The 13,601-nt window shown below is 43.0% G+C and carries 10 protein-coding genes and 1 pseudogene; 6 read left to right on the forward strand and 5 right to left on the reverse strand.

The features are described 5' to 3' along the window. Nucleotides 1-60: 60 nt before the first annotated feature. Both ACQY1X_RS16270 and ACQY1X_RS16275 read left to right on the forward strand, forming a co-directional pair. Complete coding sequence (locus ACQY1X_RS16270) at nt 61-3,054, forward strand: peptidase domain-containing ABC transporter (protein ID WP_430014887.1); 2,994 nt, start codon at nt 61-63, stop codon at nt 3,052-3,054. A 110-nt stretch (nt 3,055-3,164) separates the two neighbouring features. Further along, a complete protein-coding gene (locus ACQY1X_RS16275; RefSeq protein WP_430013136.1) occupies nt 3,165-4,934 on the forward strand; it encodes an HlyD family efflux transporter periplasmic adaptor subunit in 1,770 nt (589 codons plus the stop codon). Here the strand turns inward: ACQY1X_RS16275 and hisA are convergent. Further along, nucleotides 4,931-5,692 (reverse strand): 1-(5-phosphoribosyl)-5-[(5-phosphoribosylamino)methylideneamino]imidazole-4-carboxamide isomerase, encoded by a 762-nt coding sequence (gene hisA / locus ACQY1X_RS16280; protein ID WP_002736165.1) that lies wholly within the window; start codon nt 5,690-5,692, stop codon nt 4,931-4,933. The two genes, ACQY1X_RS16275 and hisA, sit on opposite strands and share 4 nt — an antisense overlap. A 506-nt stretch (nt 5,693-6,198) precedes the next feature. Here hisA and ACQY1X_RS16285 point away from each other — a divergent pair. Further along, nucleotides 6,199-6,480: a helix-turn-helix domain-containing protein gene (locus ACQY1X_RS16285; RefSeq protein ID WP_002737431.1), complete on the forward strand. Its 282-nt coding sequence runs from the start codon at nt 6,199-6,201 to the stop codon at nt 6,478-6,480. Then, the gene (locus ACQY1X_RS16290; protein ID WP_002774341.1) at nt 6,464-7,015 is read left to right on the forward strand and encodes a TolB family protein; all 552 of its coding nucleotides are present in this window, start codon (nt 6,464-6,466) and stop codon (nt 7,013-7,015) included. Before ACQY1X_RS16285 ends, ACQY1X_RS16290 begins: the two co-directional genes overlap by 17 nt. A 220-nt stretch (nt 7,016-7,235) precedes the next feature. Here ACQY1X_RS16290 and ACQY1X_RS16295 read toward each other — a convergent pair. From ACQY1X_RS16295 to ACQY1X_RS16305, 3 genes and pseudogenes are all read right to left on the reverse strand, one after another. Next, nucleotides 7,236-7,451 (reverse strand): annotated as a pseudogene (locus ACQY1X_RS16295) (IS5/IS1182 family transposase); the annotation flags it as partial. Between the two features lie 138 nt (nt 7,452-7,589). Then, nucleotides 7,590-8,453 carry a glycosyltransferase gene (locus ACQY1X_RS16300; protein ID WP_002774343.1) on the reverse strand — a complete coding sequence of 288 codons (864 nt, stop codon included), beginning with the start codon at nt 8,451-8,453 and terminating at the stop codon, nt 7,590-7,592. A 64-nt stretch (nt 8,454-8,517) separates the two neighbouring features. Next, nucleotides 8,518-10,122 carry a glycosyltransferase 87 family protein gene (locus ACQY1X_RS16305; RefSeq protein WP_002774344.1) on the reverse strand — a complete coding sequence of 535 codons (1,605 nt, stop codon included), beginning with the start codon at nt 10,120-10,122 and terminating at the stop codon, nt 8,518-8,520. A gap of 240 nt (nt 10,123-10,362) precedes the next feature. Between ACQY1X_RS16305 and ACQY1X_RS16310 the strand changes: the two genes are divergently transcribed. Both ACQY1X_RS16310 and ACQY1X_RS16315 read left to right on the forward strand, forming a co-directional pair. Next, nucleotides 10,363-12,021 carry a hypothetical protein gene (locus ACQY1X_RS16310; RefSeq protein ID WP_430014888.1) on the forward strand — a complete coding sequence of 553 codons (1,659 nt, stop codon included), beginning with the start codon at nt 10,363-10,365 and terminating at the stop codon, nt 12,019-12,021. After that, a complete protein-coding gene (locus tag ACQY1X_RS16315; protein ID WP_430014889.1) occupies nt 12,018-12,983 on the forward strand; it encodes a glycosyltransferase family 2 protein in 966 nt (321 codons plus the stop codon). Before ACQY1X_RS16310 ends, ACQY1X_RS16315 begins: the two co-directional genes overlap by 4 nt. Nucleotides 12,984-13,027: 44 nt before the next feature. Here ACQY1X_RS16315 and ACQY1X_RS16320 read toward each other — a convergent pair whose 3' ends face one another. Next, nucleotides 13,028-13,393, reverse strand: a complete 366-nt coding sequence (locus ACQY1X_RS16320; protein ID WP_002737496.1) for a DUF1815 family protein — start codon at nt 13,391-13,393, stop codon at nt 13,028-13,030. Nucleotides 13,394-13,601: the final 208 nt, after the last annotated feature.

The raw sequence follows: 13,601 nt of genomic DNA on the forward strand, positions 1-13,601 counted from the left end.
TGGGTAAACCCAGTCTTTTCGCTTAATTATTTGTCAACTTAGTCAATTTTCGCCTAGCTAATGAGTTATACCACTTTAGATTTTACCGCCTTTCTGGAGACTGTACAGCCCTTTGATCGCCTGCCCGTAGAGGTTAGACGTTCCCTCGGTCAGAAATTACAACCCTTTCGCTATGAGATGGGCAATGCCATACTCAAGTGCGATCGCTTACCCTCTCACCTCGTTCTTCTCTACGAGGGAGAGGCCAGACTTTTGGGTTACGATGCTAGGGTTAACAATTCGCTGCCGGTTACTTTGGCTAAATTACAGCCCGGGGATTTATTCGGGTGGATGAGTCTTCTGCGCGGTACCCCCTGTGAAACGGTGATCGCTTCTTCGGAAGTCACGATCTGTTTAACCTTAAAAGAAGAGGATTTTTGGTCTTTAATCAATAATTACCCGGAATTTAAGCAATATTTCTTTGAACAAACCTCGATCGCTGAAGTTTATGCTGTCCTAGGTTCCTATCTTAATCAACAGGCCTGGGGTGGGGGAGACCTGAAAGAAATTGCACAGGCTCTTTTAAACAGAGCTTGTGTGTCCTACAACCAGATTAACGATGATTATCTCTGGTTAGTCAGCGAAAATACCGACAATTATCCTATCGGCACAGTCATTACCCAAAATAATCCGACTAACACCCGTTTATTAGGTCTTTTCTCCAATCAGTTAGATGAATTCTTCGACGTAGCTCAGGGCAAGTTCTTGACAGTTGCAGCCGAATCGGCTGCGGAAACAAAAACCGATGATATCCTGGAAACCCAAGTCATCAAGGGAAATAAACCTACCCAGGTATTAGATATACCTCAAGGGAAAATAAGCGACATCACCAGCGATATCGACCTTGAAAACACTGTCGAGAAAAACCGGAAATCCTATCCCTTTTTCAGGGGAAAAACGGAACTAGAGGCGGTGAGTGCCTGTTTTCAGATGATCTGCAAATATTTTAATATCCCCTTTCGCAAGGACGTGATCCAACGCATACTAGGGGATCAACTGCAAAGAACTGGCAGCCTTTCCCTGCCCCTGTGTGGGGCTGTGGCCGAGGTAGTGGGACTCCATAGTCAATTAGTGCCTTTACCTGCTACTTCCTTGCCCAATATCAACCCTCCTGCCCTAATTCGCTGGCAAGACAGCATCGTTATCCTCTACGAAATTAATCAACGGGAAACCACGATCGCTGTTCCCGAACGGGGGATAATTAAACGCAAAACCAGCGAATTTCTGGAATCTTGGGGCGAAAAAGGGGAAGTAATTCTGCTCAAACCCACCAAACACACCCAGCAACAGCGTTTTGGCCTATCATGGTTTTGGCCTTCTGTCAAGAAACATAAACGAGTCTTAATAGAAGTTTTTATTGCTTCTTTCTTCGTGCAGTTATTTGCCCTGGCCAATCCCTTGATGATTCAGGTGATCATCGATAAAGTGATCGTGCAGAATAGCCCAGAAACTCTGAATACCCTCGGGGTTTTCCTGTTAGTAATTGCCGTTTTTGAGGGAATTTTAACCTTTTTGAGGACATCCCTGTTTGTCGACACCACTAACCGCATCGACATGACCCTCGGTTCAGAAATTATCGATCACCTGCTGCGCTTACCCCTGAAATACTTTGAACGGCGACCTGTGGGGGAAATTTCGACAAGAATCAATGAATTAGAGAATATTCGGCAATTTTTAACGGGTACAGCCCTAACGGTGGTGTTAGATGCCATTTTCTCGGTTATCTACATCGTGGTTATGTTGATCTATAGCCCGATTCTAACCGTTTGGGCCCTGGGAGTCGTACCGATTTTAGTTCTGTCCACAGCTATTTTCGCACCAATCGTGCGGCGACAACTGCGAGCAAAAGCGGAACGAAACGCCGAAACCCAATCCTATCTGGTGGAGGTGATGACGGGAATCCAAACAGTAAAAGCACAGAATATCGAATTGCGTTCCCGTTGGCAGTGGCAAGAACGTTATGCTCGCTATGTGGCCGAAGGTTTTCAAACGGTAATGACCTCAACTTTGGCCGGTTCCTTTAGTCACTTCTTTAACCAATTATCGGGTTTATTAGTGCTGTGGGTGGGAGCAGCCTTAGTTTTAGACGGACAACTCACTCTTGGTCAATTAATTGCCTTCCGGATTATCTCTTCCTACGTTACCTCGCCGATTCTGCGTTTGACCCAACTCTGGCAAAACTTCCAAGAAACCGGCTTATCCCTGGAAAGATTAGCCGATATCGTCGATACTCCCCAAGAAGCGGAACTCGATCGCCAAAACATCCCCATGCCCTTAATTAAAGGCACTGTCACCTACGAAAACCTCGCTTTCCGCTTCAATCCCCACGGTGCCCTGCAACTATACAACATCAATTTAGAATTCCCCGCTGGCACTTTTGTCGCTTTGGTGGGAGAAAGTGGCGCTGGGAAAAGTACCATCACTAAACTATTAGCCCGTCTCTACGAACCAGAATCGGGACGGATTCTCATCGATGGCTATGATATCAACAAAGTGGAACTCTATTCCCTGCGTCGTCAAATCGGCATGGTTCCCCAAGAAACCCTATTATTTGACGGTACGGTACAGGAAAATATCGCCCTGACTAACCCCGATGCGACTGTGGAGGAAATTGTCTCGGCAGCGAGAGCAGCTGCAGCCCACGAATTTATTATGACCCTACCCAATGGCTATAATACCCGCGTCGGTGAACGGGGGGCATCCCTATCGGGGGGACAACGACAACGGGTTGCGATCGCTCGTTCCGTCCTGCAAAGACCGCAAATTCTCATTCTTGATGAGGCCACCAGCGCCCTCGACTATAACACCGAACGGCAAGTGTTTCTGAATCTCAAGGAAGTTTTCAAGGATCACACGGTCTTCTTTATTACCCATCGTTTAGCTTCGATCAAATCCGCCGATATTATTGTCATGATGGATAAAGGGACAGTAGCGGAGGAAGGCACCCACGAGGAATTAATGGCCAAAAAAGGCCTTTACTATACTCTCTATAAACAACAGGATTCGCAAATCTAGTTAGTCAGTTATCAGTTATCAGTTATCAGTTATCAGTAAACGGTTATCGGTTCACTGATTACTGTTTACTGTTCACTGCTCACTGAAAAAATAAATATAGGAGAATCCCCATGAACAGCAATTCTAATAACGGTCAAAACGGCAAGGGCAATGGTAAAAGCGATGAACTGACCCAAGCGGGTAAAAACGTGGCCACTACCACGAAAAATAAAAGTATTACCCCTTCTTTACCCACTTTCAGCCCACCGGAACAATCGGTGATTCTGAAACAATCGCCCATTTGGTCGCGGACGATTATCTGGACATTAATGAGTGTCACCACTGCCGCTTTAATTTGGTCAGTGTTCGCCAAAATCGAGCAGGTGGTCGGTGCCCAAGGACAACTTAAACCCCAGGGCAAAGTGCAAGAAGTACAAGCACCGGTGAATGGGGTGGTACAGTTCGTTAAAGTTAAAGATGGCGATCGAGTTAACAAAGGGGATGTACTGGTTTTAATGGATTCCAGTGCCTCGCAAGTGCAGTTAGAATCTTTGAAAAAAATTCGCGCCACTGCTGAGAAGGAAAATCAATTCTATCGTCTCTTAATGGCGCAGGATCTGACACCGGCAGCAGTGGAAAGTTCGATCGCTCAATTAAAATTACCGAGTGAAATCGCCGATTTAGCCCGTAATCGTGCCGCTTTGGTAGCAGAAAATCAACTTTATCAAGCACAGGTCAGTGAAGGTGCCTCTAGCTCTGCTCTACAAGGGGAAGAGTTAGCCCGTTTAGAGGTTGCCCAACGAGAGGCCAATTCTCGACAAGCGGCCGCTAGATTGGAAATGGAACAATTAGCAAAACAATTGAACCAAACCAGGGTACAGTTGGCCGATGCCCGCTCCCAATTAATCAATGATCGCTTCGTCTTAGAAGAAATTAAGACTCGTAATGCCAATTCGATGAAACAAGGCCAAGAAGGCTTGGATATCGAGCGTAATATTCTCAAAGATATTGAACCCTTGGGGGATGAAGGAGCGATCGCCCGTTATCAGATTAATAAACAAAAACAATCGGTAACTGATCGCCAGAATGAATTACAGCAGCAAGAGGCTAATGGCAAAATCGATCGAGAAAAACAAGAGCAAGAAGTACAAACCCGCATCGCCGAAATTTCCCGTTTGGAACAGGAAGAAAAGCGTTATTCCCTGTTGATCTCCCAAGCGCGAGAAAGGCTGATTAACACCACAGTAATCACGGAAAAAGATGTGCGTGATAAAATGGCGGATAATTACAAAAGGATTGCTGAAATCGATAGTCAGATCAGTCGCGTTATCATTGATAACAACAAGCGCATTGCTGAGTTAGATAGTCAAATTAGTCAAGCACAACAGACGATTAAATATCAAAAAATTACCGCCCCCATCGATGGTGTGGTCTTTGATCTCAAGGCGCGGCCTGGGTTTGTTCCCCAACCAAGTCAAGCGGAAGCATTGTTAAAAATTGTTCCCGATGGCTGTCCCACCCAGATCAAAGATGCTGCTAAAGGTTGTTTAGTGGCAGAGGTGGACGTGACTAACCAAGACATCGGTTTTGTGCGCGTGGGACAAAAGACCGATATTCGCATTGATTCCTTTTCCTACAGTGAATACGGCGATATTAAGGGAGAAGTAATCTCGATCGGTTCTGATGCTTTACCTCCCGACGAAAATCACCGTTTTTATCGGTTCCCTGTCCGGGTAAGCTTGAGCAGTCAAGAGTTAGTTTTGAAAGATAAATCTACTCTGCCGCTGCAATCGGGGATGTCTGTGAGTGTCAACATCAAAGTCAATGAAAATCGCACGGTTTTGGGACTATTTACCGATATGTTCAATAAACAGGTGGATACTCTCAAACAAGTCCGTTAGGCGAAAAAATTCGGGGGTAGATCCTGCCAACGGCCTGAACCGATCGCGCTAATCGCTTCCGAGAGGTTAACCGCACCGGTATAAAGAGCGCGGCCCACGATTACTCCCGTTACTCCCAAAGGTTCCAAAGACAATAAACTCAGTAAGTCTGTCAGGGAACTAATACCCCCGGAGGCGATGACGGGAATTTCGACAGATTCGGCTAATTCTCGCAAAGCGGCGAGATTCGGGCCAGAAAGGGTGCCATCTCGATGAATATCAGTGTAGATAATCGTGCTGGCTCCTCTTTTTGCCATATCTTGACCGAGTGCGATCGCATCTACTGAGGAAGTTTCTAACCACCCCCTGGTGGCTACTTTACCATCGCGAGCATCAATACCAACAATTATTTGCCCCGGAAAGCTTTGACAAAGTTCGCTGACCAATTCTGGCTTTTCTACGGCTACTGTCCCCAAAATCGCCTTTTCTACCCCGATTTTTAGGAGATTACTCACCGTTTCTAGATCTCGCAGTCCACCCCCCACCTGTACGGGAATGGCAATATCATTAAGAATTGTTTCAATGGTTGACAAATTAACCGATTTACCCTCTTTGGCTCCATCCAAATCGACTAAATGTAATCTGGTTGCCCCCTGATTGACCCATTCTCGCGCCACTATTGCGGGATTATCATTAAAAACCTGCGATTGTTGGTAATCTCCCTGATAAAGTCGCACACATTTGCCATCGAGAATATCAATAGCGGGGATAACTTCCATGTTTTTCTCAATATCTAACTAAGGAGCGTTTTTTATTATATATTACCAGCCTTGTCAGTTATCAGTTATCAGTTATCAGTTATCAGTTTTGAGTCTGAGAGGGGAACAATCCCTCTCAAAGCATTGTCCACAAAGATTTTGAGGCTCTTCAGTTACAAACAGACACATCGCTAAACCTTGTTGGATAAGACTTTTAGACTTTTTTTCCCTCAAAAAGTGCCAGCCATTGCGGGGATCGGGGGGAAAATTCCTGGACTTTTTCCCTGAAAATTAGGTAACTGACTACCTCAAAACTGGTAAAACCCCACACCCCAAACCCCATACCCCACTCCCAGGAAAAGCTTTTTGCCGCAAACCATCTATATTAAGTGTGCATGATCAAATGGCAGTAACAGTGCTGTCTTTTCACTGATTACTGTTTACTGATCACTGATTACTGATTATCGATTCCTAGGGGAAAAAATTCTTCTAGAATGATAAGTACATATACGAGAGGAATTATACTCATGTCTGCTGGGAAGTTTCAAACAGCCGCTTCATTATCCGATCGAGAGCTAGAAATACTCGATTTAGTGGCTAATGGTTTAACTAATCAAGAAATCTCGGAAAAGCTGGAGATTAGTAAGCGTACCGTTGATAATCATATTAGTAATATCTTGACGAAAACAAAAACCGATAATCGGGTGGAATTGGTGCGTTGGGCATTGCATTGGGGTAAAGTTTGTCTTGATGATATTAATTGTTGTATCCTTCCTTCCCCGGCGCTGACCGATGATCAGGTTTCCTAAACTTCTTCGACTTTTGCTTGCGGTTAATATCATCAGTCTGGGGGGATGTAGTGATGCGGGTTTTGTCACCCCTCCCCAACAGCTTTTAGGAAATACTTTAAATACCCCTTCCTCAGAAGATAATCCCCGTTTTAACTACGATGGTCGTTATCTGGTTTTTGCCTCTGATCGCAGGGGTCAACGAACGATTTATTTATTCGATCGAGTGGCTAATCGTTTAGTTCCCCTACCGGGGTTAAATCAAGCAAAAACCTATCAAGATCAGCCAGATATTAGTGCCGATGGTCGTTATATTGTTTATGTGTCGGAACAGTCCGGTAAACCCGATATATATATTTATGATCGACAAACTCTGCAAGCAAAAAATCTCACCGAAAATATCTTAGGAGAAGTGCGTCATCCGACGATTAGTGGTAACGGTCGTTTTATTGCTTTTGAAAGTAATCGTTTCGGTCAATGGAATCTGGAAATATTCGATCGAGGTGGCGAAATTTCTCCTTCTTTACCCCCGATAAATTCTTCCCCGTCCCGATAGTATTGGGAGAGAAGGGAGAAGGGTGCGGGGAACTCACAGGTGTAGGTATTTTACAAACCTGTGAAGAGAAGACAAGGAGGACAAGGAGGGAAAGTGGACAAGGAAGTTTTTAGGCGCAAAGAGCAAAAGTGAGATGAGGAAGTATTAACAGCAAGAGTAGATTTTGTCAGGGACTGTTGTGGAAATAAACCATTTAAAGAAATAGCGGCTCTTCTCATTTCTGTTCAGTATTTTTATCAGCTACTAATTGGGATTTTAAAGTATGATAACCTCTTTTACTACCCAAAAAATCTTTCTGTTTCTTTTGGTGGCGTTCCCTGGGAGTTTCCGTTACATCCATTACCGTTACGACCGGTATCTCTGCTTGATTTAGTAGAGCTTTTTTTCCTTTTAAACGGAAGTTTCCCGATGGTAAAAGCATCCGTCTTTTTGAATTGTTCATCTGGTAAGTTTTGATAATCCATACTTTTGCTAATAAACATAGCAAAAGTATAGATGATTTCCTGACCTAAGATCACATTTTATTCTTTTTTCCACTTCCATCTAAAAATCGAGAAAAAAGAAAAACGCTGCATTATACCATAAAAAAATTATGTAAGAGGTTTATTCTTTGACAATAGAGTTGAATTCCTTGCAGCTTGGCTAAGGAGAATTTGGGTTTAATGGGAAGGAGCAGTAAAGACATAAAACTCATCCGCAGCAAGCGATAAACAAGGATAGTTAAAGTCGTATGTTTTTCGAGACTGAGAAGATAACCATAGATATTATGAGTTAGTCTTAGATAACCATAGCGTCGGGTGATAGAAGATGGTTCATGAATAATTTTAATCTGATTGGTAACAACGACTAAATAGCCTTGATTTGCGTATCTTCGGGAAAAATCAAAGTCTTCGTAGTAGAGAAAGTAATCGGGATCAAAATGGGGACAAGTGGAAAAATTAGAGAAATTAATTAATAAACTGCATCCCGTCACCCAGTCAGGAATAAGATAGGGTTTATTTCCATAGTCTAAGGATTCCTCTACCACGTTAATTGTGCCGATTTTAGCATTAAATTTTCCCCAACCAAACCAGATTTTACCATCCGGTTCGTAAATTTCTGTACCAGCGATGGCAACTTCGGGATATTGCTGAAAAAATTTGCTTGCTTTCTCCAGAGAGTCCGGTAATAAGTAAGCATCGGGATTAACTAACCAAACGATAGCTTCTTTGTCTTGTTGATAAATCCAATCAAGTCCTAGATTACATCCTTTCCCAAATCCTAAATTTTCTCCCGCTTCAATAATCTTGACTCTTTGCGCTGCTAAAGATTGGATATTTTTATCTTCAGTGGAATTGTTAATAATGATGAGAGTAGCAGATAAGTTATCGTTGAGGGAAGCGATTAAACGCTTAATTAATGCCCCGCAATTGTAGTTAACCGTCAATAGATAAATCATTACAGATAAAAGGTAGGAGTCACTGGCAATTAATAATGGTTAGAGAATAGCTTTTCCGTACTAATTACTCTTTTTGGAGAGGACAGAGATTATACTTTTCAATTTTACTGGAAAAGGGTTGACAATTTTGGAAGTCAATCTCTAGATTTTCTTTAGCTAAATCCTTCCCTAGCTCTGGAGATTTGCTATTAAAGTCAGTCATCAGAATATAGAGATTACCCACGGGGGTTTCTGCGATAAACTTTTCAGCATTTTTTCGCATTAAAGTTCCCTCACTAACTCCCATATTTCCTCGCAATCGCACAAAACGAGTCGAAGCGGGAAAATGGGGAACTAGATAACCCGTTCCTTCATCTCCCCACATAACAATCGTGGAATTTTCGTAGGGTTTTAATGCTTGACTATCGATACCAAAGTAATTATCTGACCATCCCATTCTCCACCAGTCTAAGGGTTTGACTGTAGCGGCAATTAAGGCAAAAATAGCGATTGAGATTATAAAAACTGTCCTTTTATGAGGATAAAGATAGGCAATGATCAGGATAATTAAAACTGGTGTAATTAACTCTAAAACTATCAAGTAACGATAGATAGAAAAACCCTTTAACCAGATCAGATAGGCACTACAATAAAAAGGTAATAGAAATCCGAGAATGGGTACATGGACTAAATTATTTTTTTGCTCTAGAGAACGGCGAGAGGTGTACTGATAAATAATCACTCCCAGAAGAATGACAATTAAAAGATAGGCAATGGCAAAACGAGTCTCTTTAAATTTTACCTCAGCCACTAGGGTTTGTTCCTGCACAAAATAAAAGGGATAAAATAAAAATTGCCAAACATCTTTCGGTAAAAACCGGGTATCTTGCAGGTTAAAATCTGTTTCGATGTAGGGAGATTGAAAAATTTTGTTGAAAAAGGGAAAAAGGGGATTAGCAAAATTAGTCCACATCAGGATTATCCAATAACCCATCGTCAGGGAAAAACCCACAGCCATAGAGAGAATTAAAGTCAGAAGATTACGCAGCTTTTCTTTGATGGTATTGGTTAAAAAACTAATCGCCACGATTAAACTGATACTATACAGTGCCGTGGTCAATTTTAGTCCCGTTGCTAGTCCTAAAAGCAATCCTGCGAAAATTATCGTTTTAAGCTTAACTGGTTGATTACGACCAAGACAAGCGATAATCAAAAATAATCCTGCCAAAACAAAAACACTGCTGGTACTATCTCCGATACTGGTTCCTAATTCGGAAATATAGGCTGCGCCAAAAATACTGGTAATCGCTGCCGCTATGCTTAAAGTTATCTTGTATCTTTCGCAAACCTTATCAAAGGAGTGATAAGTGATTAAATGAACTAACCACTGATTTAAACCGTGAAATCCTCCCAAGAAAAACCCAACCACCACCGGAGGTAGTTTTAGGTAATAGATAGCAACAAAAAAAGGAACATCCATCAAAGGATTAAAGAAAGTTTGTATCTGTGCTGGGAGGACATCATACTTAAAACGTCCCGTTAATAACATATAGGGATTATAAAAATGATAATTGCGTAAATCCCAGCTAACATCTTGACCTAAGATAACTGATAAAATCCCTAGTCCGATAAAATAAACTACTGCCCAGAGGAGGGGATGAGTCAGGTTGAACCGTTTTAATAATGTCATAACTTAATCAATAATTCTGGTGAATTTGACGAGAAAACTAACCCGTTTTTGTGCCATTAGACTAATTAGTAGCTCTGGGACGAGTCGGACTTTTAGCTGATAGCTTTTTACTTGATATACCATGTTTGGCTAACAAATACAAACGGAAACTTTTAACTCCCAAAAACGTCCTTAGGCGAGTTGACCAAATTTTGATATACTAAGGTGATAAAGTTGCCCACCATACTGACTCGATCGCCCATGAAGTCCGAAAAAGGGTTAATCTCGGTCAAGCAAGCTTATCTAAAAATTCTATCGGTCATCCTAGTTCTGGCGATAATTGGTTTATCGGTAGTCGGAAACTATGGTATCACTTGGGACGAACCGATCGAAGTGGATATGGTCAATCATAATCTCGAATATATCCGAGAAAACAAGCCCATATCAGAAATGTCCCGTCATTACGGCTTTTATTTTAACTACATCTCCCAGCTCATCTACGAGAGCAAAGAAAAATTTTTCCCTGCTACCCCCAATCTTCCTCCCAATCCCACTGATAAGGATAAATGGCTATCGAGGATCTGGCAAATAACCCGGGTTAAGCACGTCGTCACCTTTCTTTTTTCCCTGATTGCCTATCTATCGGTGGTGGGAATCGTCGCTATCCTAGCAGGAATCGAATCCGCTTGGTTAGGTGCGCTAATTTTAGCCCTATTTCCCGCTTTTTGGGGTCATACCTTCTTTAATCCCAAAGATATTCCCTTTGCAGCCATGTTTACCCTCGGAACCTTCGCTGGTTCCCTATTACTAGATAAATATTTTCAGTCCGAAAATAAGGCTATTAAACTAGGATTTAACCGTTTAACCGTTTATTCTTGCCTCTACGGGATTCTCGCTGGTTTAATCACCGGAATTCGCATCGGTGGCTTTTTTATCCTCTTTTATCTCATCTTCGCCCATCTAGTGGCCCGTTGGGATATCAAAACCCTCCCAAAAACCGTCTGGCGTTTTCTGCCCCTATACGCAGTTATTATACTTTTTTGGGCAATAACCACCTATATAGTCTATCCTGCTGCTTGGAGAAACCCGATTACTTGGTTTATCGAAGCGATAACCCTCATGTCGAAGTATAACATCTGGGATAATACGGTTCTCTTTGACGGTCAAAATATCCCCGGTCGTTCCTTGCCTTGGTACTATCTACCCCGGCTATTTTCCCTCACCACCCCCGTCCTCCTGCAAATCGCCGTCCTATTGGGTGTAATGGGGATTTTGACAAAAATGACCAAATTAACGCCAAGCCAGCGTGCTTGCGCCATAATCACCCTACTGCAAGCGTTTTTACTGCCCACCTTTGCTATCCTGCGTCAATCCACTCTCTACGACGGCATCCGTCACTTTTTATTTGTCATTCCCGCCCTAGCAGCGATCGCATCTACGGCCATTATTTGGACATATCATAAACTCAAGCGAAAGTCAATAAAAATCTTTCTAACGACCCTGCTAATCCTCAACTTTAGCGTCATTGTCTATGACATGATCAGTCTGCATCCCTACGAATACACCTACTATAATCGCGCCTACGGAGGCTTAAAAGCGGTCCAAGGTCAACAGGAAACCGATTACTGGGGATTAAGTCTCAAGGAGGGGATGGAATGGCTTAATCAAAATGCCGCCGCTAACTCTACCATTGTGGTTGCCGGTCCGATATTTGCGGCGGAAATGGTAGAGAATCACCAACGAAACTTTACGATAATCTATCGAGATGACTTTGCTTGGGGAAAAGCTCCCGAACCCGATTATTACATGGGTTTATCCCGATACGATTATTTCCAAGCTTTCCCCCATTGTCCCATTGTTCACGCCGTCCAACGCCAAGACACCCCCCTAACCATCATTAAACGTTGTCCTCAGCTATGATCGAAATGACCGCTATTCCGCCGATTTCCTTGCAAAACTACCGTATCGCTGCGATTATTCCCTGTCACAACGAAGAACTAACGATTGCTAAAGTTGTCTCCCAATTCCAAACTTTTCTGCCAGAAGCGGCAATTTATGTTTATAACAACCGCTCTAGCGATGATACCGTGACCGAGGCCCTGAAAGCGGGGGCGATCGTGCGTCAGGAAACCCAACCGGGAAAAGGCAATGTTGTCCGGCGGATGTTTGCCGATATCGAAGCGGATATCTATATTCTCATCGATGGTGATGATACCTACGAAATTGCGGCAGTACGACGCTTAATTGAACGAATGCTGCGGGAACAATTGGATATGGTGGTCGGTGCGCGTCGGGAAGCGGTAAAATCCTCCCAGGCTTATCGCCGGGGTCATCGCGCTGGTAATCTATTTTTAACAGGATTCGTTAAATTTCTGTTTGGAGCGCGTTTAATCGATATGCTCTCTGGTTATCGTGTCTTTTCCCGTCGTTTCGTCAAATCTTTTCCCGCTTTGTCCAATGGTTTCGAGATTGAAACCGAGTTAACTATCCACACTTTAGAATTAAAAATTCCCTTCGCTGAAGAACCAACCCTCTACGGGGAACGTCCCGAAGGTTCCCAAAGTAAGTTAAAAACCTTTCAAGATGGCTGGCGGGTATTGGGAACCGCTATCCTACTTTTTAAAGAAATTCGTCCTTTTCTCTTTTTTAGCCTTGTCTCGCTAATTTTAGCGGTTATTTCCCTTCTCTTAGCGATTCCCATCCTGTTTGAATACCTCGAAACCGGCTTAGTGCCACGTTTTCCCACCGCTATTTTATCGGCCTCGATCATGCTTTTAGCCTTTTTAGGTTTGACCTCTGGCATGATCCTCGATTCCGTCTCCCGGGGACGAAAAGAGATGAAACGAATGGCTTATCTAGCTAACAGTTGGCTGAAAGCTTAGGGAAAAAAGCTCCCTAAACATACAAGTCTAGGTCACATCTCCAGTTAAACCGTCTCTAACCGTTGCAGCACGGAGGAGGGTTTTTTGTCAATAAATTCCGCCGGCGGAATTTGATATTTAATCAGATTGGCTAATTCCTGTAGTTGGCTGATGGCTTCCGCGCCTTCGAGTTTCATTAACTCTCGATCATCGCGCATTTCTGTCCAAGTGATGCCGTAATCGGACACGAGAAACCGAATTAGATGGGTTTCACCCAATCCCACCATAAAAGATGCGCTATTCATTTGACCGCCACAGGTGTAGCAAGATGCTAGATAACCTTGATTTTCTAAGGCGATCGCTAAAGCCTGTAAATCCATGACTAAGTCTTTGACCAGTTGGCGATGCTGTTCTGCAAGTCGTTTAAACACAATTTTCCTCCTGATAACACTCCTCAAGTATAAAACCTTAACACTTTTTTAAGATTCTTTTCTGAGAAAATAGGGTACGTGAACTAAGTTTTCTTACGGATGGTAAGTAACAAAATGTAAAGAACCCTAAATCTAGGGTAGCGTAAATTTCTGAGATAGCTAAGTATATATAACTACAGAGCCACCAGTTTATCTATCTTTCCACCCC

Source organism: Microcystis protocystis FBCC-A270 (genome assembly GCF_050500235.1).
In the GTDB taxonomy this organism is placed as follows: domain Bacteria; phylum Cyanobacteriota; class Cyanobacteriia; order Cyanobacteriales; family Microcystaceae; genus Microcystis; species Microcystis ichthyoblabe_A.